The 22,733-nt window shown below is 40.3% G+C and carries 14 protein-coding genes, 2 rRNA genes and 1 other annotated feature; of the genes, 13 read left to right on the plus strand and 3 right to left on the minus strand.

What is annotated here, in order from left to right:
* Positions 1-328 precede the first annotated feature (328 nt).
* From T479_RS00065 to asnB, 5 genes are all read left to right on the plus strand, one after another.
* Positions 329-3,256 (plus strand): 23S ribosomal RNA (locus tag T479_RS00065).
* Positions 3,257-3,322: 66 nt separating this feature from the next.
* Positions 3,323-3,438: ribosomal RNA gene (gene rrf, locus T479_RS00070) — 5S ribosomal RNA — on the plus strand.
* 405 nt (positions 3,439-3,843) lie between these two features.
* A complete protein-coding gene (guaB, locus tag T479_RS00075) occupies positions 3,844-5,307 on the plus strand; it encodes an IMP dehydrogenase (RefSeq protein WP_025218311.1) in 1,464 nt (487 codons plus the stop codon).
* 140 nt (positions 5,308-5,447) lie between these two features.
* Entirely contained in the window at positions 5,448-6,779 is a 1,332-nt protein-coding gene (locus T479_RS00080; RefSeq protein ID WP_025218312.1) for a D-alanyl-D-alanine carboxypeptidase family protein, read from the plus strand.
* Between the two features lie 107 nt (positions 6,780-6,886).
* Positions 6,887-8,725, plus strand: coding sequence for an asparagine synthase (glutamine-hydrolyzing) (asnB, locus tag T479_RS00085; protein ID WP_025218313.1), 1,839 nt, complete (start codon positions 6,887-6,889; stop codon positions 8,723-8,725).
* Positions 8,726-8,744: 19 nt separating this feature from the next.
* Here asnB and pdxR read toward each other — a convergent pair whose 3' ends face one another.
* The gene (gene pdxR / locus T479_RS00090) at positions 8,745-10,175 is read right to left on the minus strand and encodes a MocR-like pyridoxine biosynthesis transcription factor PdxR (protein WP_025218314.1); all 1,431 of its coding nucleotides are present in this window, start codon (positions 10,173-10,175) and stop codon (positions 8,745-8,747) included.
* A gap of 105 nt (positions 10,176-10,280) precedes the next feature.
* Here pdxR and pdxS point away from each other — a divergent pair, with 105 nt between their 5' ends.
* The 3 genes from pdxS (at position 10,281) to serS (ending at position 13,356) form a co-directional block, all read left to right on the plus strand.
* Positions 10,281-11,165 (plus strand): pyridoxal 5'-phosphate synthase lyase subunit PdxS, encoded by an 885-nt coding sequence (gene pdxS, locus T479_RS00095; protein WP_024362936.1) that lies wholly within the window; start codon positions 10,281-10,283, stop codon positions 11,163-11,165.
* Position 11,166: 1 nt separating this feature from the next.
* Positions 11,167-11,730 (plus strand): pyridoxal 5'-phosphate synthase glutaminase subunit PdxT, encoded by a 564-nt coding sequence (pdxT, locus tag T479_RS00100; protein WP_025218315.1) that lies wholly within the window; start codon positions 11,167-11,169, stop codon positions 11,728-11,730.
* A gap of 49 nt (positions 11,731-11,779) precedes the next feature.
* Positions 11,780-11,996: a binding site (T-box leader), on the plus strand.
* Positions 11,997-12,075: 79 nt separating this feature from the next.
* A complete protein-coding gene (gene serS, locus T479_RS00105) occupies positions 12,076-13,356 on the plus strand; it encodes a serine--tRNA ligase (protein ID WP_025218316.1) in 1,281 nt (426 codons plus the stop codon).
* 225 nt (positions 13,357-13,581) lie between these two features.
* On the opposite strand, the gene T479_RS00110 is transcribed toward serS, so the two are convergent.
* Positions 13,582-17,094 (minus strand): S8 family peptidase, encoded by a 3,513-nt coding sequence (locus tag T479_RS00110; protein WP_025218317.1) that lies wholly within the window; start codon positions 17,092-17,094, stop codon positions 13,582-13,584.
* A 195-nt stretch (positions 17,095-17,289) separates the two neighbouring features.
* Positions 17,290-17,805, minus strand: coding sequence for a tRNA adenosine(34) deaminase TadA (gene tadA / locus T479_RS00115; protein ID WP_024362940.1), 516 nt, complete (start codon positions 17,803-17,805; stop codon positions 17,290-17,292).
* Positions 17,806-17,943: 138 nt separating this feature from the next.
* On the opposite strand from tadA, the gene T479_RS00120 reads away from it, so the two are divergent.
* The 5 genes from T479_RS00120 to T479_RS00140 all read left to right on the plus strand — a co-directional run bounded on the left by T479_RS00120 (position 17,944) and on the right by T479_RS00140 (position 22,424).
* Positions 17,944-18,279 (plus strand): ArsR/SmtB family transcription factor, encoded by a 336-nt coding sequence (locus T479_RS00120; protein WP_025218318.1) that lies wholly within the window; start codon positions 17,944-17,946, stop codon positions 18,277-18,279.
* A 31-nt stretch (positions 18,280-18,310) separates the two neighbouring features.
* Entirely contained in the window at positions 18,311-19,261 is a 951-nt protein-coding gene (locus T479_RS00125; protein WP_025218319.1) for a cation diffusion facilitator family transporter, read from the plus strand.
* Between the two features lie 76 nt (positions 19,262-19,337).
* Positions 19,338-19,670 (plus strand): metal-sensitive transcriptional regulator, encoded by a 333-nt coding sequence (locus T479_RS00130; protein ID WP_024362943.1) that lies wholly within the window; start codon positions 19,338-19,340, stop codon positions 19,668-19,670.
* Between the two features lie 57 nt (positions 19,671-19,727).
* Positions 19,728-19,934 (plus strand): copper chaperone CopZ, encoded by a 207-nt coding sequence (gene copZ, locus T479_RS00135; RefSeq protein WP_024362944.1) that lies wholly within the window; start codon positions 19,728-19,730, stop codon positions 19,932-19,934.
* A gap of 81 nt (positions 19,935-20,015) precedes the next feature.
* Positions 20,016-22,424: a heavy metal translocating P-type ATPase gene (locus T479_RS00140; protein WP_025218320.1), complete on the plus strand. Its 2,409-nt coding sequence runs from the start codon at positions 20,016-20,018 to the stop codon at positions 22,422-22,424.
* The last annotated feature ends 309 nt before the right edge of the window (positions 22,425-22,733 follow it).

Here is a 22,733-nt window from a genome sequence, read left to right on the forward strand (position 1 = left end):
GATTACGTTTTGCGTTCAGTTTTGAAGGTTCATCATTACGATGAAATACTTCAAAACTGTGCTCCTGTCGCTACGCTTTCGTCGCAAATTTGCGAAGAAGTAGAAACAGGTAGTGAATTTGTTCTTTGAAAACTGGATAAAACGACATTGAAATTGTAACAAACACATTTATTTTTTTAAGTTTTTTATAGGCTTAATAACGAAATAGGGTTTCAAGACACAAGCAGTTCTAGGAAGCGAACGAGTGAATGAAGGAGCGTACTTACGTACGTGACTGATTGAACGAGAGAAGCTGACAACGAAATGCGCAGTGGATTGGAAGCCGATAGGTTAAGTTATTAAGGGCGCACGGCGAATGCCTTGGCACTAGGAGCCGAAGAAGGACGGCACTAACACCGATATGCTTCGGGGAGCTGTAAGTGAGCTTTGATCCGGAGATTTCCGAATGGGGGAACCCACTACGTTTAATCGCGTAGTATCTTGACGTGAATACATAGCGTCTTGAAGGCAGACCCAGGGAACTGAAACATCTAAGTACCTGGAGGAAGAGAAAGAAAAATCGATTCCCTGAGTAGCGGCGAGCGAAACGGGAAGAGCCCAAACCAAGAGGCTTGCCTCTTGGGGTTGTAGGACACTCTATACGGAGTTACAAAGGAATGAGTTAGATGAAGCGACTTGGAAAGGTCCGCCAGAGCAGGTAAAAGCCCTGTAGTCGAAAGTTCGTTCCCTCCAGAGTGGATCCTGAGTACGGCGGAACACGTGAAATTCCGTCGGAATCCGGGAGGACCATCTCCCAAGGCTAAATACTACCTAGTGACCGATAGTGAACCAGTACCGTGAGGGAAAGGTGAAAAGCACCCCGGAAGGGGAGTGAAAGAGATCCTGAAACCGTGTGCCTACAAGTAGTTAGAGCCCGTTAATGGGTGATAGCGTGCCTTTTGTAGAATGAACCGGCGAGTTACGATTACGTGCGAGGTTAAGCTTTAGAAGGCGGAGCCGCAGCGAAAGCGAGTCTGAATAGGGCGAATTAGTACGTGGTCGTAGACCCGAAACCAGGTGATCTACCCATGTCCAGGGTGAAGGTGAGGTAACACTTACTGGAGGCCCGAACCCACGCACGTTGAAAAGTGCGGGGATGAGGTGTGGGTAGCGGAGAAATTCCAATCGAACTTGGAGATAGCTGGTTCTCTCCGAAATAGCTTTAGGGCTAGCCTCGTGATGAGAATACTGGAGGTAGAGCACTGTTTGGACTAGGGGGCCATCCCGGTTTACCGAATTCAGACAAACTCCGAATGCCAGATATTTATACACGGGAGTCAGACTGCGAGTGATAAGATCCGTAGTCAAAAGGGAAACAGCCCAGACCACCAGCTAAGGTCCCAAAGTAATCGTTAAGTGGAAAAGGATGTGGCGTTGCACAGACAACCAGGATGTTGGCTTAGAAGCAGCCATCATTTAAAGAGTGCGTAATAGCTCACTGGTCGAGTGACGCTGCGCCGAAAATGTATCGGGGCTAAACGATTCACCGAAGCTGTGGATTGACATCTACGATGTCAGTGGTAGGAGAGCGTTCTAAGTGCGTTGAAGTCAGACCGGAAGGACTGGTGGAGCGCTTAGAAGTGAGAATGCCGGTATGAGTAGCGAAAGACGGGTGAGAATCCCGTCCACCGTATGACTAAGGTTTCCTGAGGAAGGCTCGTCCGCTCAGGGTTAGTCGGGACCTAAGCCGAGGCCGATAGGCGTAGGCGATGGACAACAGGTTGATATTCCTGTACCACCTCCTCACCGTTTGAGAAATGGGGGGACGCAGTAGGATAGGGTAAGCGCGCCGTTGGTTGTGCGCGTCCAAGCAGTAAGGCGTGTGTGTAGGCAAATCCGCACACTGTAACGTTGAGCTGTGATGGCGAGTCCGTATGGACGAAGTTCCTGATTTCACACTGCCAAGAAAAGCCTCTATCGAGGTGAGAGGTGCCCGTACCGCAAACCGACACAGGTAGTCGAGGAGAGAATCCTAAGGTGTGCGAGAGAACTCTCGTTAAGGAACTCGGCAAAATGACCCCGTAACTTCGGGAGAAGGGGTGCTCTTGAGCGTGCAAGCGCATGAGAGCCGCAGTGAATAGGCCCAGGCGACTGTTTAGCAAAAACACAGGTCTCTGCAAAACCGTAAGGTGACGTATAGGGGCTGACGCCTGCCCGGTGCTGGAAGGTTAAGAGGAGTGGTTAGCGCAAGCGAAGCTGCGAATTGAAGCCCCAGTAAACGGCGGCCGTAACTATAACGGTCCTAAGGTAGCGAAATTCCTTGTCGGGTAAGTTCCGACCCGCACGAAAGGCGTAACGATCTGGGCACTGTCTCAACGAGAGACTCGGTGAAATTATAGTACCTGTGAAGATGCAGGTTACCCGCGACAGGACGGAAAGACCCCGTGGAGCTTTACTGTAGCCTGATATTGAATTTTGGTACAACTTGTACAGGATAGGTAGGAGCCAGAGATCTCGGAGCGCCAGCTTCGAAGGAGGCGTCGGTGGGATACTACCCTGGTTGTATTGAAATTCTAACCCATGCCCCTTAGCGGGGCAGGAGACAGTGTCAGGCGGACAGTTTGACTGGGGCGGTCGCCTCCTAAAAGGTAACGGAGGCGCCCAAAGGTTCCCTCAGAATGGTTGGAAATCATTCGTAGAGTGTAAAGGCACAAGGGAGCTTGACTGCGAGACCTACAAGTCGAGCAGGGTCGAAAGACGGGCTTAGTGATCCGGTGGTTCCGCATGGAAGGGCCATCGCTCAACGGATAAAAGCTACCCCGGGGATAACAGGCTTATCTCCCCCAAGAGTCCACATCGACGGGGAGGTTTGGCACCTCGATGTCGGCTCATCGCATCCTGGGGCTGTAGTCGGTCCCAAGGGTTGGGCTGTTCGCCCATTAAAGCGGTACGCGAGCTGGGTTCAGAACGTCGTGAGACAGTTCGGTCCCTATCCGTCGTGGGCGTAGGAAATTTGAGAGGAGCTGTCCTTAGTACGAGAGGACCGGGATGGACACACCGCTGGTGTACCAGTTGTCTTGCCAAAGGCATCGCTGGGTAGCTATGTGTGGACGGGATAAGTGCTGAAAGCATCTAAGCATGAAGCCCCCCTCAAGATGAGATTTCCCATTACGCAAGTAAGTAAGATCCCTCAAAGACGATGAGGTAGATAGGTTCGAGGTGGAAGTGTGGTGACACATGGAGCTGACGAATACTAATCGATCGAGGACTTAACCAAAAAGTTTGAAACATTCAATGAACCGTTTATCCAGTTTTGAAAGAACAATCTTTCAATTAAATACTGTCTAGTGATGATGGCAAAGAGGTCACACCCGTTCCCATACCGAACACGGAAGTTAAGCTCTTTAGCGCCGATGGTAGTTGGGGGCTTCCCCCTGTGAGAGTAGGACGTCGCTAGGCACACAAAGCAGTCAGCATATTGCTGGCTGTTTTTTGTCTATTTTTAGCTTTCGAAAACGATTTCAATAAAATTGTAAGCGTTCTTATGAGTCCATTAGTGCTATTATTTTTTCAAATCGTGTGAAAAAATAAAGGAAATTAAATATGCTAACTATTAATTCTATCAATAATGTTTGGATGTTTAATTTTTTCTTGGTAGCTGATTGTTTAACAGAAAAATATTTTAAAAAGAGATATTTCAGCATTAAATATAGAAAAATGGTTTTAAAAATGAATAATTAGGTATAAGTTTGGACAAACTAAAAAATCTGAATTGTCTTTCTTTTATAAGTTTCTTGACAGTAGCATGACACGTTGTTAATCTTACAATTAATATTCTTTTAACTATAGGAGGAAGTTACGAAAATGTGGGAATCTAAATTTGCCAAAGAAGGTTTAACTTTTGATGATGTATTATTAGTACCAGCTCATTCAGAAGTACTACCGAAAGATGTTGATTTATCAGTTCAACTTACACCAAAGATTAAATTAAATATTCCAATGGTCAGTGCAGGTATGGATACAGTTACAGAATCTAAGATGGCTATTGCTATGGCACGTCAAGGTGGTATCGGTATTATCCATAAAAATATGGGCATAGATGAGCAAGCGGAACAAGTTGAAAAAGTAAAACGTTCTGAAAATGGTGTTATTACAAACCCATTCTTCTTAACTCCGACTCACCAAGTTTTTGATGCTGAACATTTAATGGGTAAATACCGAATTTCAGGTGTACCAATTGTGGATAGTATGGAAAACCAAAAGCTAGTAGGAATTATTACAAATCGTGATTTACGTTTTATTTCTGACTACTCTTTAAAAATTGAAGATGTAATGACAAAAGAAGATTTGATTACGGCTCCTATTGGAACGACTTTAGAGGATGCGGAAAAGATTCTTCAACAATATAAAATCGAAAAACTTCCTATTGTAGATGAAGAAGGTAAGTTAACTGGTTTAATTACAATTAAGGATATCGAAAAAGTAATTGAGTTCCCGAATGCTGCAAAAGATGTACATGGTCGTTTATTAGTAGGAGCAGCTGTAGGTGTATCTAAAGATACAATGATTCGCATTGAGAAGCTTGTTGAAGCACAGGTGGATATCGTAGTAATCGATACAGCTCACGGTCACTCAGAGGGTGTACTACAAACAATTCGCTCTATCCGCGAAGCATACCCAGAATTAGAAATTATTGCTGGTAACGTGGCAACTGGAGAGGGAGCGCGTGCATTATTTGAAGCTGGTGCAGATGTAGTGAAGGTTGGTATTGGACCAGGATCAATTTGTACAACACGAGTTGTTGCAGGTGTAGGTGTACCTCAAATTACAGCCATTTATGATTGTGCTACAGTAGCGCGTGAATTAGGTAAAACAATTATTGCCGATGGTGGTATTAAATACTCTGGAGACATCGTAAAAGCTCTTGCAGCAGGCGGTAATATCGTAATGCTTGGCTCACTTCTTGCAGGTACTTCTGAATCTCCAGGAGATACTGAAATTTTCCAAGGTCGTCGCTTCAAAGTTTACCGTGGTATGGGATCTATTGGCGCAATGGAAAAAGGTTCAAAAGATCGCTATTTCCAAGAAGATGCAAAAAAACTAGTACCAGAGGGAATTGAAGGTCGACTTCCTTATAAAGGTCCTCTAGCAGATACAGTTTATCAATTGATTGGTGGTATTCGAGCAGGTATGGGTTATTGTGGTGCTCCTAACCTTGAATATTTACGTGACAACGCTCAGTTTGTCCGTATGACAGGTGCAGGTCTTCGTGAATCACACCCGCATGATGTTCAAATTACAAAAGAATCACCGAACTATTCAATGTAATATATTTCAAGCAACTTTTATGCTCTCGTATCGTCTACAAAGATGATACGAGGGCATTTTTTATGAGATAGATTGCGCACCTACTAGGATATCTATGTTAAAATGTCGAGGACAAGATTATTTTTTGGAGGGCAATAAAGGTGAAAAAAACAACGAACACCGTATTACGTTTGCTCCTAATTCCTGTTCTATTATTTAGTATATTTGCAGGTCTTCCTGCAAAAGCAAATGCAGAAACAGATTTAGGGCTGACGGTTGATGCTGCGATTTTAATAGACGCAGATTCAGGAAAAATTTTATATGAACAAAATGCAGATACTTCACTAGGTATCGCTAGTATGACGAAGATGATGACGGAGTACCTACTACTGGACGCAATTGATGCAGGTACGGTGAAATGGGATCAGGAATATCATGTGACGGATTATACGTATCGTATGTCTCAAAACCGTGCATTAAGTAATGTACCGTTACGAAGAGACGGATCATATACAATTCGTGAACTATATGAAGCAATGGCTATCTACTCTGCTAATGCAGCTACAGTGGCAATTGCAGAAACAATTGCTGGTACTGAAACTGAGTTTTTAAAACTAATGAACAAAAAGGCAGAAGAGCTTGGCCTTGAAGGCTATAAGTTTGTAAATGCTTCAGGTCTTAACAATGCTGATTTATTTGGTATGCACCCATCAGGTACTGGTCCAGAAGATGAGAATGTAATGCCTGCTAAATCTGTAGCAAAATTAGCCTATCATTTATTAAAAGATCATCCAAAGGTTTTAGAGACATCTAAAATAACAAAAAAGATATTCCGTGAAGGAACAGATGACGCGATTGAAATGTCAAACTGGAACTTTATGTTACCAGGTCTAGTATTCCAATATGAAGGCGTAGATGGCCTAAAAACAGGTACTACTAACTTTGCAGGGCATTGCTTCACTGGTACTGCAGAACGCAATGGGACACGCTTAATCGCAGTCGTAATGAAAGCTGTCGATGCAAAAGGAGAAGGCTCTTATAAAGCACGTTTTGATGCTACGGCTAAGTTATTTAATTATGGCTTCACACAATTTACAAAACATGAAATTATTCCAGCAAACTATAAGTTTAAAGACCAAAAGACCGTGAAAGTAACTAAAGGGCAAGAAGACAAAGTAGCCATTGCTGTGAAAGAACCAATTTCATTTATGGTGAAATCTTCTGAAAAGGATTTATATCAACCTAAATTAGTTTTAGATAAAAAAAGCCTTGAAGCTAAAGTTAAGAAAGATACAGTAGTAGGGAAGGTCGTTATAGAGCGCACAGAAGGCAAAGATTACGGCTTTATTGATGGTAAGGAGTTTACATCTGATGTCGTGACAACAGCGTCTGTAGAACGTGCTAGCGGTATTTCTCTATTCTTCCAAGGTATCGGTAACTTCTTCGGAAACTTATGGGGCGGCATTACTGATTTTGTTGGTGGATTATTTTAAAAACTAACTAGTAAGAACACGTTTATGTTTGAAAAAACATAGCGTGTTCTTTTTTTCACGTTTTACAGTCAATGTGCATACGCTAATAGGCGAAAGGATGTGGCTAAATGTGTGGAATTACCGGGTGGGCTAGTTTTAAAAAAGATTTACGAACAAGCGAGAGCATTGTGAAGTTAATGGCGCAAACATTAAGTAAACGGGGACCAGATGATGAAAATATTTGGTGTAATGAACATATCGCATTTGGCCACCGACGGTTAGCGGTCATTGACTTAATAGGTGGCAAGCAACCAATGGTGAAAAAACATGATGGCGTAACATATGTCATTACATATAATGGCGAACTGTATAATACCAAAGAATTGCGAAAAGAACTGCAAACAAGAGGACACGACTTTACAACCCAGTCAGATACAGAAGTATTATTAACTGCGTATATTGAGTGGAAAGAACAGTGTGTGAACTATCTAAATGGCATTTTTGCATTTGGTGTGTGGGATGAACAAACGGCATCGCTCTTTCTGTGTCGTGATCGTCTAGGTGTAAAGCCTCTGTATTACACTGAGCAACAAGAAGGATTACTATTTGCCTCGGAGGTCAAGGCATTATTTGCACATCCAGCAGTCCAACCAATTGTTAATAGGGAAGGGCTTGCGACAATCATGGCTGTAGGACCATCTAAACCGCCCGGAAAGTCGCTGTTCCATAATATTCATGAGCTACGACCAGGATACGCAATGCGGTATTCAAAAGAAGGATTACGTATATGGCAATACTGGCAACTTCAAAGTAAAAAACATGAAGAATCATTAGAAGAAACGATTGACCATGTACGGTATTTACTAACCGATGCTATTGAGCGTCAGCTAGTATCAGATGTACCGATTTGTACATTCCTTTCTGGAGGGCTTGATTCCAGTATTATTACTGGAATTGCGGCAAACAGCTTTCAACAACAAAAGAAAGGTAAAATCCACACGTACTCTATCGACTATGAGGACAATGAACGTTTCTTTAATCCGCATGCTTTTCAAAATTCAACGGATACCTATTGGATACAAAAAATGAAAGACTCGTTTGATACAACACATCATGCGGAGCAAATTAGCCAACAACAGTTAATTGACTTGTTGAAAGAAGCTGTCTTTGTAAGAGATGCACCTGGTATGGCTGATGTTGACTCATCCTTACTATGGTTTTGCCGAGAAATAAAAAAAGATTTTACGGTTGCTTTATCAGGGGAATGTGCCGATGAAATATTCGGTGGTTATCCATGGTTCAAAGAAAGAGCGACTGGTTTCCCTTGGATTCGTTCATTACCCGAAAGAACAGCTATGTTACGCGAGGAATGGCGTACAAAGTTAGCTGTTGAAAATTACGCGCAGCATGTTTATAAACAAACGATTGGTGAAGTACCTTATTTAGAAGGGGAAAGTACAGACGCAGCTCAACATCGTGAAATGTTTTATTTAAACACGGTATGGTTTATGCAAACATTGCTAGAACGAAAAGATCGGATGAGTATGGGCGCGAGTCTTGAGGTGCGCGTGCCATTTGCAGATCATCGGCTTGTGGAATACGCATGGAATATTCCTTGGGAAATGAAAAATTTAGACGGTATGGAAAAAGGTTTGCTTCGCAAGGCGATGTCGCATTTATTACCAGAGGAAGTATTATATCGAAAAAAAAATCCTTATCCAAAAACCTATCATCCAGTTTATACAGCAGGTGTTCAACGATGGTTAACAGAAATTATGAACGATAAACATTCAGTTCTTCATGAATTTTTTGAACGACAAAAACTAGTGGAGCTAATTGACTCTGGAGGAAGTTCATTTAAAGAACCTTGGTATGGACAATTAATGGCAGGACCACAACTGTTAGCCTATTTGGGGCAAATTGATACATGGTTTAAGCATTATAACATTCAACTAAAAGAAAATTAAAAAAAGCACAACCATCTTGTCACTTGAATCGTGACGGAGATGGTTGTTTCGTTTGTATTGCCCAACAATTCATTAACTTCTCAATGGAAGATTCAATCTCGTGTACAGGAATGCCGCCAAAGCCGAGTAAAAATTGAGCTTGTGTGGCCGTATTTTCATCAAGACGATAAGCGGATAATGGATAGATACCGATACCTGCATCATTGGCACTGTGCTGTAATTGTTGCTCGGATAGTTCATGTTGCACATTGAGCAAGATATGCATACCTGCCTGCTCCCCAGTGATTTTTATTTGATTAGAATAATTTTCTAATATCGTCGTGAGCTTCTCATGCTTTTTTCGATATACTTTTCGCATACGATTTAAATGTTTTGAAAAATGTCCGTCTCTCATGAAATTAGCTACAATGTGCTGATCGAACCTTGGTACTGTTGATGAATAATAATTAAAGACATCATTATAAGTAGTAAGTAGCTTAGGTGGTAGTACAAAATAGGCGACTCGCAAGGAAGGCATTAATGATTTGGTAAATGTACTCATATAGATGACTTTATCATTGCGATCTAAAGCTTGTAGCGCGGGAATTGGTTTTCCAGTATAACGAAATTCCGAATCATAATCATCTTCAATGATATATCGTGATGGACTTTGAGCCGCCCAATTTAAAGCTTGTGCGCGCCTTGTGGCAGACAAGACAGCACCAGTAGGGAATTGGTGCGACGGCGTGATATAAACAACATTAGCAGCTGTTTTTTCCAGTTCATGAATAAGGATACCTTCATCATCTACTGCAATTGGACAAACCTGTCGTTTGTGTTGTAAAAACATCCGATGCACGGTCGGATAACCAGGGTTTTCGAGTGCAAAGCAAGTGTCTTCGCTGAAAAGACGCAAAATCATCGGGAGCAGTTGTTCTGTACCTGAACCAATGACAATTTGCTCTGGGCTGCAAATAACGCCGCGCGATTGATATAAGTAATTTGCAATCTCTGTACGTAACGCTAATTCTCCTTGAGGTTCTCCAGTCAATAATAATTCTTTGGAGGTATCATCAAAAAGTTCTTTTGCATATTTTCGCCATGTTTGAAATGGGAAGGCATCAATATCTATGGAACCAGGGTTAAAATCAATGGCATATGTTTTTTTCCGAGGTTGCTCTTTTAGCAGCATAGATGTGTCTTGCTGTATATAGGGGAGCTCATCAATATCCTCTACAAAATAACCGACCCGAGACTTTGATATTATATAACCCTCTGCAAGTAATTGGGCATAGGCAATTTCGATTGTTGTTTGAGAAATATTTAAAAAATCTGCCAATTTTCGCTTTGAAGGTAATTTTTCTCCGACCGTAATTTTCTTTGTAATAATCGCTTCTTTAATACCGCTATAAAGCTGATCATATAGCGGTTTTCCACCGTTTTTTTCAAGCTGAAATAAAAGCATATCCATGTTCGATTTTTCACCTGACCTTATAATTATTTTATAAACTGAATATTTTGATATGGTCAATTTCTATTATACTAAATTTCATCACAAAGGTGGAGGTAGAAAAGAATGAAGCAAACAGGAACAGAATTAGTAAAACGTGGGATGGCAGAAATGCAAAAGGGTGGCGTCATTATGGATGTCATTAATGCGGAGCAGGCGAAAATTGCTGAAGCAGCGGGTGCTGTGGCTGTGATGGCATTAGAGCGAGTGCCTTCAGATATACGAAAGGCAGGAGGAGTGGCACGCATGGCAGATCCTCGTATTGTAGAGGAGGTTATGGCGGCTGTCACAATTCCTGTTATGGCGAAAGCACGTATTGGTCATATCGTTGAAGCTCGCGTGTTAGAGGCAATGGGCGTTGATTATATTGATGAGAGTGAAGTGTTAACACCAGCGGATGAGGAATATCATTTATTGAAAAGTGACTATACAGTGCCATTTGTATGCGGCTGTCGTGATTTAGGAGAAGCGGCTCGTCGTATCGGTGAAGGGGCATCTATGCTACGGACGAAAGGTGAGCCAGGTACAGGGAATATTGTAGAGGCTGTACGCCATATTCGTAAGGTCAATGCCCAAGTACGAAAAGTTGTCGGGATGACTGAGGATGAGTTAATGACTGAGGCAAAATTGCTGGGTGCTCCATTTGAATTATTACGAGAAATTAAAAAGCTTGGTCGATTACCAGTTGTAAACTTTGCCGCAGGTGGTGTTGCGACACCAGCAGACGCAGCATTAATGATGGAGTTAGGTGCTGATGGAGTATTTGTGGGCTCTGGTATTTTTAAATCGGAAAATCCTGAGAAATTTGCACGTGCCATTGTAGAAGCAACGACGCATTATAAAGATTATAAATTGATTGCAGAAATTTCAAAAGAGCTGGGTGTGCCGATGAAAGGTATTGATATTGCACAACTTAGTCAAAGTGAACGTATGCAAGAACGAGGCTGGTAATATGAAGAGAGTCGGTGTATTAGCATTACAGGGTGCTGTTAGAGAGCATGTACGAATGTTAGAGGCACTTGGTTGTCAAACGGTTTTAGTCAAGCATAAGGAGCAATTAGAAGGGCTTGATGGTCTTATATTACCAGGTGGAGAAAGTACAACAATGCGCAAGTTACTTGATCGCTATGAACTAATAGGACCCATTCGTTCACTTGTGCAAAAAGGCGTACCAATGTTCGGCACGTGTGCTGGATTGATATTATTGGCAAAAGAAGTAGTTGACCATGATCCACATTTAGCTGTAATGGATGTTGTCGTTGCTCGAAATTCATATGGACGTCAAGTAGATAGCTTTGAAGTGAATTTAAATATCCAAGCGATTGGCGAAGCAATACCAGCTGTCTTTATACGCGCACCGCATATTGTGTCAGTTGGGGAAGGTGTTGAAGTGTTAGCGGAGCATGACGGAAAAATTGTGCTAGCGCGAGATGGTCATTTACTTGGCTGTTCATTTCATCCTGAACTAACGACAGATTTGCGCATTGCCAAATATTTTGTGACGACTATGGTGTGACTTGCAAAATGTCGTTTCATATAGTACAGTATGGATAAAATTTAAATAATTGAACACGATGATGGGAAGTAGTAGCAAGCACGTTTTTTTTAGAGAGTCAGCGGGTGGTGGAAGCTGATAAAAGCACTTGTGAATCCGTCCTGGAGTTGCGCAGTCGAAGTGAATGAAGTAGGCTGTCGCCGGCTGAAATGCCGTTATGAGATAAGTGGACTAGGCAATCTGTCTGGTCAATTAGGGTGGCAACGCGGGTAGCTCTCGTCCCTTTCATGGGATGAGGGCTTTTTTGTGTTCTATCTTATCTATAAATTCCCATCATTTATGAATCTACTACTGGAGGTATGAAGGATGTTAGATATTAAACGCGTCCGTGATAACTTCGCGGAAATTAAAGAAATGCTATTAACACGCAACGAAGATTTAGGAAACTTAGATGATTTTGAAGCTTTAGATACAAAACGTCGCGAATTAATCGCGAAAGCAGAAGAACTGAAAGCTGAACGAAATAAAGTATCTGAACAAATTTCTGTTATGAAACGTAATAAAAAAAATGCTGATGAAGTCATCGCACGTATGCGTCAAGTTGGCGATGAAATTAAAGAGCTAGATACACAACTCAATGAAGTAGAAGACCGTTTTAAAGATATGATGATGCGTTTACCAAACGTGCCGCATGAATCTGTGCCAGTCGGTACTACGGAAGACGACAATGTAGTGGAATATACGTGGGGAGAAGTACCAACTTTTGATTTTGATATTAAAGCTCACTGGGATATCGCAACAGATTTACAAATTGTAGATTTTGAACGCGGAGCAAAAGTAGCGGGCAGTCGTTTCTTATTCTATCGTGGTTTAGGTGCTCGTTTAGAACGTGCATTAATGAGCTTTATGATGGATTTACATGCAGAAGAACATGGCTATGAAGAAATGCTACCACCTGTTATCGTAAATCGAGATAGCTTAACAGGTACAGGTCAGCTTCCTAAGTTTGAAGAAGATGTATTTAAACTAGATGATACAGATTACTTTATGATTCCAACAGCGGAAGTACCTGTGACGAATTTCTATCGTGATGAAATTCTACCTATTGAAGTTTTACCACAAGGCTTTGCAGCATATAGCGCTTGCTTCCGCTCAGAAGCGGGCTCTGCCGGTCGCGATACACGTGGCTTAATTCGTCAGCACCAATTTAATAAAGTGGAATTAGTCCGTTTTGTAAAACCAGAGGAATCTTATGAACAGCTAGAATTATTAACAGGTCACGCTGAAAAAGTATTACAATTATTAGGTTTACCTTATCGTAAATTAAAAATGTGTACAGCTGATTTAGGCTTCACTGCTGCCAAAAAATATGATTTAGAAGTATGGATTCCAGCACAAAATATGTACCGTGAAATTTCTTCTTGCTCAAACTTTGAGGATTTCCAAGCGCGTCGTGCCAATATCCGCTTCCGCCGTGAGCCAAATGCTAAACCAGAATACGTACACACATTAAATGGTTCAGGTCTTGCTATTGGTCGAACAGTGGCTGCCATCCTTGAAAACTATCAGCAAGCCGACGGAAGCGTAGCTATTCCAGAGGTATTAGTTCCTTATATGGGCGGCAAAAAAGTTATTGCACCGAAGTAATTAAAATCTCCAAACTATATAGAGAATTTAGCTATTCTTGCTTTTGCAACTACTTAAAAATTAGAACTGTTCACTAGTTGTTGGTAGCGGAAAGCACCGCCGTTGCAGACAACAACGGCATAGCAAAAAAGTGTTAGATTGACTACAGTCAATCTAACACTTTTTCTCTTTTGTTTTAGTTCTAAATCAGACAACAGAAGTGATTATGTTTAGGTGATTTATACCCTATTGTACTTCAAGTGTATATGGTTGAGTACTAGCTTTACCGTTTAATTCACTTACTTCAATATAGTAAGTTCCTTTGTCTAATTCAACTGTACCTACTTCCGGATCTTCAGTTCCGTAAAGATCAAAAGTTCCTACTGTTTTTCCTTTTGCATCAATAATACGGATAACACCATCCAGTGCTTTTTCTGTTTGTAGAGAGAAGAATACATCGCGTTTGCTATCAATATTTAATTCAAAGTAGTCTTTATCGCCAAACGGAACACCGGCATTTAAATATTGCGAAGCAACCCATTTGTTATCTTTTTTCGTAAGCTTAGATGGCTTTGTTGGTACACCATTGATTAATTCGGAATCCTTATCTTCATCGACTTGATTGTGTTTATACATGCTTAAAGTATATGGATGAATCGATACTTGTTCAAGGTTCATACCGTTAATAATAATAAAATAACCATGATTCTTTTTCGCTTTAAAAGAGGTATTAACATCAGTTGTGCCAATAATACCGAGTAATAGTTCAAAAATGTTATTGCCTTGTCCAAATTGAATTTCGGTTTCCAATTCTTTTGGATCAATTTCCATGTTGCCATTTGTATCTTCAATTATAGAACCTGAAAATTTAAAGGCATTTTGAAGCTCTTTAGGTAATTGATTTAGCTGTTCATTTGTCATAGGTACAGAAGAAACAAGAAGGCTCATGATTTCATCTTGACCGCGTTGTTTATAGTAGTAGTAATCAATATCATCTTGATAAATGATATGATCTTTATAGATTGTACCAGGTTGCACCGCTTGAGCATTTATTGTTGTGTTATTATCACTTTTATAATCTGATGGGATAGCTGCTAATTTACTTGTTTTAAGAGTATATGGTTCAGCCGAGCGAGCACCTTGATTCATTACCTTTACAACATAAGTTTTGTCCTTTTTCAATGCGACTGCTTTTGCATCATTGGCATTACTAGTTGAGCCAAGAAGTAAACTTAGTATCCCCATATCATTACTTAATGAAGAAACTGCTAATAATTCGTTTGTTTCCTCATCATATTCAAAAATAGTTCCAGCTGGAATTTGATTCATGCCTTTTTTAACTTGGAAACCATATACGGCATCTTCTTCTGGCTTTAATAAGAAGTAATCTTCATCAAATTCTGTTTGGAAGTAAGCTTTTTTATCTTGACCAATGTCAAAAGGAACGGCTTGCTCCATAATTAGAGCTATGTCTTCCGGATTACCCATAGCACCAGGATCCATAAACATATTGAATAAATTATTTATTTGATTGTCTTTTTTTGTTTGATATTGAGTTAAAGGTAAAAGCTCATTTTCTACATTACCTTCTGGCATTTCCTCATTTAACGGTAACCCGTCTTCATCTTCAGGAAGGGTAACGACTTCACCCTTTAATGTATAAGGGATGATGGATTCACTTATCGTTTCTTCATTTTCAATGCCGCCGCTAAAGAACATATCAAGTGAAAAAGCACTACTGCCTTGATTGGATACGTTTAATACATATTCTGTCCCAGGAATAGCGTCAACAATAAGGTTTACACCGTCGCCTTTATCTGCGCTATAGCTTGTTTGAATTGGATAGGCCTCATACATTTCCTCATCATTAACGTTTTCTGCTGGTACAGCATCTAATTCTTCCTTTAGATAAAGTTCCATAGAGGCTGTAACACCTGGAATACCAGACAAATCAAATCGCAGCGTTGTTGGTTCTTTTACTGAAAATGTGAAATAATCTTGGTCGCTTTGTTGATCTTTAGAAAGGAGGGTATAGTTTTTCCCTTTTGTACTGAATGGGAACTGTTGAATGTTCTCCTTTTTGTCCATCTCTAATGAATCGACTGGTAAATCCTTCGTTGTTTGAGCAGTGAATACATAATTCGACTCACCATTTAAGTTATAGCTGCCATTATAATCTTTAACCCCAACAAGCAGTGTTCCTTTTTGATCTGCTTTGTATAGGTATCCCTCTTGCTTTCCTACACGCACATCATTGACATGGATTGGGTCGACTTCCTCTTTGCTATCTGTAGGGTAGAAATACAATTCAAGTGCATAATCGTATTTGTTTGCACCCTTTAATGTCAGTTGAGCATATTCATTTGCATCTAAATCAACCTTGTACCATTTTTTTTCGTTTGGTTGTTTGAATTCACCTTTTTCTGAATTCAATGTATTCTTTGCAAGAACTTTGGCGTTTTTAATACGTTCTTCCGTTGTTTCTGAATACTCTTTCGGAAGATTATTGACATTAAACTGTAATGCTTTCAGCGGGTTGATAAGACCATGTCCATATGTAAGATCATAGCCTTTCTCGCCTAGATTATTTGCAGTCATTTCAAGAATAGCTTCTACTTCATGAGGCTTTAAATTTGGATGTTTTGATTTTAGTAGGGAGGCAACACCTGCTACAACGGGAGCCGCCATTGATGTCCCACTAAATTTGACAAAGGATGATCCCTTTTTCTCGTCGTGAACGGTACTGTATATTTCCTCACCTGGTGCTACCACGTCAACCGATGGACCATAGTTTGAATAGCTTGATAGTTTGTTGATATCATTTGTAGAACCTACGCTAATGACACCTTCGTAAGAAGCAGGGAAAGAATATTCATCTGTCGATTCGTTTCCTGCTGCTGCTACAATCGTAATTCCTTTATCTATCGCTTGCTTAACAGCGTCTTTCATTAATGGAGATTCTCCATAACCACCAAGACTCATGTTAATAACATCAGCGCCCTGTTCAATGGCGTAAAGAATACCTTGTGCAATGACGAAATCATTGGCACCTTCTTCTCCGTTGAATACATCAATTGGAAGAAGCTTAGCATTTGGATTAATCCCATGTCCTCCTACATTATTATCTTTTGCAGCGCCAATAATGCCCGCTACATGTGTTCCGTGGTCACCATTATAAGTGGTATTGGCTGGTGCTGCGGCATTATACGGTGGAAGTACTTGAGATTTTAAATCAGGGTGTTTAAAATCCACACCAGAATCAATAACCGCTACTTTTACTTCATGATTACCTGCTAACTCTAGTGCCTTATCCATTTGAAGTAAGTTTAAATGATACATATCTTTTTTCTTTGGATCTGCTCCGTTAGCGAAGGAATGATAAACGTAGCTTGGGGATACACTTTTAACGCCGTCTTGCTTTGCATAATAAGAAACTGCTTTTTCTAAAGAAATTCCCTTTTTCAGTTGGATTACATCATATCCTAGTGATGGAATAGATCGTATTACTTTGGAGCCAATGTTTTTATGTGCGTTCTTAGCAAGACCTGTATGCTTGACGATAATGGTATCTTTACTAATCCATTCCTTATCATTTTTTACATACTTTAATGCTTTTTCCTTATTGCTAGCTATAAGACTTTTCTCTACTTCTGTGTGCTGTGCTGTTTTTTCTGGTGCTGTAGCATAGGCAGAAGCAGCAGGAACCATTAGTGAAGCTGACGCTACTAAAGCAATTGATTTCTTCATCCATTTTTTCAATTGTTCTCTCTCCCATGATGTTTTATTTATTTTCTATATCTAATACGAATGAAACGTGGAAAAGTTTCGGATAAAAGGATAATTTCGGTCTACTTTCCTGATTTACCCCCTATTATTAGAGAATAGAAAAAGGTACCCACCTAAATTTTGGGGTACCTTTTTCATGTTGACAGCAAATGCTCTCGTAAATACCACTTATTGTGGCTCACTAGATTCTGCCATTTTCCGTGCTTTTTTCTCAGCTTTTTTTCGTTCGCGTAATGCTCTAAAAAAATCGGTTAAAATTTGTCCGCATTCTTCAGCTAATATACCTTCCGTTACATCACAGTCATGGTTGAAGCGCGCATCATTTAATAAATGATAGAGTGAATCGACACAGCCAGCTTTTATGTCCCGTGCGCCGTATACAACACGTGGCACTCGCGACTGCAAAATAGCCCCTGCACACATAGGGCAAGGTTCCAGTGTGACATAAAGTGTTGTTTGTTCAAGACGCCAACTACCAAGTTTTTTACATGCTTCTTGAATCACCATTAATTCGGCATGAGTAGTTGCATTTTGAGTTGTTTCACGTAGATTATGCGCGCGCGCAATAATTTCTCCTTCATATACAAGAACGGCCCCTATTGGTACCTCACCAAGCAAAGCAGCTTTTTTTGCTTCCTCTAAAGCTTGGTTCATAAATATGCGGTCTTTTTCAAAAATATCCACTAGAATCTCTCCTTAAGAGTAGTGTATCATGCGGGTGGCGTTTTGTATTTTGCTTTGAATTGACATTTCTAAAATAACCCTATATATTTATATATGAACACATGCTCATATATAAATAAACTATAGGAGGAACGGAAAATGGATGAACAAGTTAAACAGGGCGAAATAGAAATCGGTAATGGCAAGCACTTAGATGAGGAAACGTTATTTGTTGTTTCTCAAACGTTTAAAGCATTGAGTGATCCAACAAGAATACGGATTTTAAATTTATTATGTTCAGATGAGCATTCGGTTAACGACATTGCTGAAATATTAGACTTAAGTCAGTCAACGGTATCCCATCAATTACGATTTTTAAAAAATTTACGATTAGTAAAATTCAGGAGGGAAGGAACAAGCTTATATTATTCAAAAGATGATGACCACATTATGAATTTATTGAAGCAGGCAATTGAACACGCTACGCACAACTAATTGTATGAATTAATATTTGGAGGGGAAAACGATGGGGCATAATCACGATCACGGTCATGATCATACACATGGTGCAAATAAAAAGGTGCTTTTACTATCCTTTATCATCATTACGAGTTATATGGTGATTGAAGCAATTGGTGGGTTCTTAACAAATAGTTTGGCACTTTTATCGGATGCTGGCCATATGTTAAGTGACTCAATTTCTTTAGCCATTGCACTTCTTGCTTTTATTTTTGGAGAAAAAGCAGCTAGCTTTAGTAAAACATATGGTTATAAAAGGTTTGAAATATTAGCTGCAGTGTTAAATGGTGTAACATTAATTTTAATTGCGTTATTTATTTTTTTCGAAGCCATTGAGCGTTTTGCAAATCCACCAGAAGTAGCAACAACAGGTATGCTGATTATTAGTGTAATTGGTTTGTTAATTAATATAGTAGTGGCTTGGATTATGATGCGGGGTGGAGATACGGAAGACAATTTAAACATGCGTGGTGCATTTTTACATGTTCTTAGTGATATGCTTGGCTCTGTCGGTGCCATCATTGCTGCTTTAGTCATTATGTTTTTCGGCTGGGGCTGGGCCGATCCACTTGCCAGTGTTATTGTTGCATTATTAGTACTACGTAGTGGATATTTTGTGACAAAGTCTGCTATCCATGTTCTTATGGAAGGAACACCTTCAAATGTCGACGTTCAGGAAATCATTCAAATAATGGAGCAAACTGAAGGTGTGCAAAGTATTCATGATCTTCATATCTGGACGATAACTAGCGGAACAAATGCACTGTCCTGTCATGCAGTTGTCGATGACCAGCTAAACATTGGAGAAAGCGAGCATATTTTACGTGAAATTGAACATAATCTTGAACATAAGGGCATAAAGCATATAACGATTCAATTGGAAACCGCAGAGAACCGCCATGATGAATCAATTTTATGTAATCTAAAGAGTGAGCCAGTTCATCACGATCACCATTAATTATAAAAAAATAAAACGCCTATTTACATACCCTTCGTGGGTATAGTATGATATTAGCAAATAGGAGGTGAAGAATTTGGAGGACACAGTGAAAGAGGATGCTTGTCATACAGAGGAAACTGCATCGTGTCGAAAAAGTCATCACCCTGAGCGCGTGAAAAAGGATTTAACGACTCGCTTAAATCGAGTAGAAGGTCAAATCCGAGGTATTAAGGGAATGATTGAAAAAGACGTTTACTGTGATGATATCATCACGCAACTGTCTGCCACGCAATCAGCTTTGAATAGCGTAGCGAAAATTTTATTAGAAGGTCATTTAAAAGGCTGTGTCGTAGATCGCCTATCTGAAGGCGATGAAGCGGTTCTAGATGAGTTAGTCGTGACCATTCAAAAATTAATGAAAAAATAATTTTACGGGTAGTTACTCTTATATAGCATGTACATTAAATTTAAAGGAGAGATATTTATGCAAAATGTAACATTAAACGTACAAGGAATGTCATGTGGACATTGTGTCAATGCAGTGGAAAAAAGTGTCGGCGCTTTAGCAGGTGTAGAACAAGTAACAGTAAATTTAGCAGATGGTTTGGTAGATGTCGCATTTGACGATGCCCAAGTATCACTTGCGCAAATTAAAGAAACGATTGACGATCAAGGCTACGAGGTAGAATAAGATCAATAGGGTGCTCACAAGGCACTCTATTATTTTCAAATTTATATACCCCTATATGGTATAGAAAGAGGTGGGAAGTTAATGCGTTCTGAATTGAAGGAAACGAACCTACAAATTACTGGCATGACTTGCGCAGCGTGTGCTACGCGTATTGAGAAAGGCTTGAAAAAAATGGAGGGTGTCGAGCAAGCAACCGTAAACTTAGCGCTTGAAAAATCCTCTATAAAATATGATCCAGCAATATTGAGTGAAGTAGACTTTGAAAAGAAAATCGAAGCGTTAGGCTATGGCGTCGTAAAACAGAAAGCGGAACTTGATATTACAGGTATGACGTGTGCTGCATGTGCCACTCGTATTGAGAAAGGTTTAAATAAGCTTTCAGGTGTTACAGCAACTGTAAACTTGGCACTTGAAAAAGCATCCATCGAATTTAATCCAACAGAGGTTTCTGTATCGGATATTATCGGTAAGGTTGAGAAGCTGGGATATGGTGCTCATCAAAAAGCGGATGAGCGAGCAACTGAAGATTATCGAGAAAAGGCAATAAAACAACAGCAACAAAAATTTCTTTTTTCAGCTATTCTTTCGCTACCATTACTGTGGACGATGGTTGCTCACTTTTCATTGACATCGTTTTTATATGTCCCCGATTTTTTAATGAATCCTTGGGTGCAATTAGTGTTAGCTACACCAGTTCAATTTATTATTGGGAAACAATTTTATGTAGGTGCATATAAAGCTTTACGTAATGGCAGTGCTAATATGGATGTCCTTGTCGTTATGGGGACTTCAGCAGCTTATTTTTACAGCGTTTATCAAGCCATTGTTACAGTTAATTCACATCATGGACCGCATCTATACTTTGAAACGAGTGCCGTTTTAATTACGTTAATTCTTTTAGGTAAATTATTCGAAGCAAAGGCAAAAGGGCGTTCATCAGAAGCGATTAAAAAGCTAATGGGTCTGCAAGCAAAATCTGCGATAGTTGTGCGAGATGGAGTAGAAAAAGAAGTCCCATTAGAAGAAGTTGTGATTGGTGATATTTTATTAGTTAAACCAGGTGAAAAAATTCCTGTAGATGGTGAAGTAGTAGAAGGTACAACAGCCGTTGATGAATCAATGCTAACAGGGGAAAGTCTTCCGGTAGATAAAAAACAAGGGGATGTATTATACGGTTCAACCATTAATAAAAATGGCTTTGTGAAAATGTCAGCAACCAAAGTTGGTCGAGACACAGCACTTGCTCAAATTATTAAAGTTGTAGAAGATGCACAAGGTTCAAAAGCCCCCATACAACGTTTAGCAGACCAAATTTCGGGTATATTCGTGCCGATTGTTGTTGGTATTGCGATTGTGACATTCCTTGTTTGGATTTTATGGGTAAAACCTGGTGAATTTACACCTGCACTAGAAGTGTTAATTGCGGTTCTTGTTATTGCTTGTCCTTGTGCGCTAGGCTTAGCGACACCGACCTCTATTATGGCAGGTTCTGGTCGCGCCGCTGAATTTGGGATTTTGTTTAAAGGTGGCGAGCATTTAGAACAAACGCAACGCATTGATACAGTTGTTGTCGATAAAACAGGAACCGTAACACACGGCAAACCGATATTAACAGACGTTGTACTAGCAACGGGGCAAGAAGAAGCATCCTTTCTTTCATTGATTGGGGCAGCAGAGAAACAATCCGAACATCCGCTAGCACAAGCCATTGTGCAAGGAATTGAAGAGCGAAGTATCACACTTGGCGATGTTCAATTTTTTGAGGCCATTCCAGGTTACGGCGTGCAAGCAACCGTTTCTGGTCAAGGTGTGGTAATCGGGACACGTAAATTAATGCAACAATATGATATAGATATTCAGCATATATTGCCGACAATGGAGACATTAGAGGAAAACGGTAAAACCGCTATGTTGGCTGCTATAAACGGTCAATATGCTGGCCTTGTTGCTGTTGCAGATACGGTAAAAGATACGTCAAAAGAAGCCATTCGTCGTTTACAGGATATGGGTATTACAGTCATTATGATGACGGGTGATAACGAACGGACTGCGCAAGCAATCGGTCAGGAAGTTGGGGTTAACCATGTTATCGCAGAAGTACTTCCAGAAGGAAAAGCGGATGAAGTGAAAAAACTGCAAGCTACAGGCAAAAACGTAGCGATGGTTGGTGATGGCATTAATGATGCACCAGCATTAGCAACTGCCAATATTGGGATGGCCATAGGAACTGGTACAGATGTGGCAATGGAGGCTGCTGATATTACGCTTATTCGTGGTGATTTAACTAGCATTGCGGATGCCATTATTATGAGTCGTAAAACAATGCGCAATATTAAGCAAAATCTATTTTGGGCATTTGCATATAATACATTAGGGATTCCAATTGCAGCTATGGGCCTTCTTGCACCATGGGTAGCGGGTGCAGCTATGGCATTCAGCTCAGTGTCCGTCGTGTTAAATGCCTTACGTTTACAACGAGTAAAATTATAGTGCCAGTCACTCAAACAATTCTGAAACAATTCTCTAAGTAGATTTTTACTAAAACGCCTGCGTAGAATGGACGTTACTTGTGCAGAGAGGAAAGCGTCCACCTAGCGGAAATCTATGCAGTATTTGCTGGCTAAAGTTAGGCCCACTAAGGTGGGTCTTTTTTGTTGCATGGAGCTATAAGTTTGTTTGATATCTATCAACTGGGCAGGTCAAATAATGTTAAAAATTGAGATACATGTTGATTCTGTTTTTCATTTTCTCACTATGATACAATGAAAAGCACTGATTCATTTTAGTTTCATACAATAT

Origin of the sequence: Lysinibacillus sphaericus (genome assembly GCF_000600105.1) — a bacterium.
GTDB classification, from domain to species: domain Bacteria; phylum Bacillota; class Bacilli; order Bacillales_A; family Planococcaceae; genus Lysinibacillus; species Lysinibacillus sphaericus.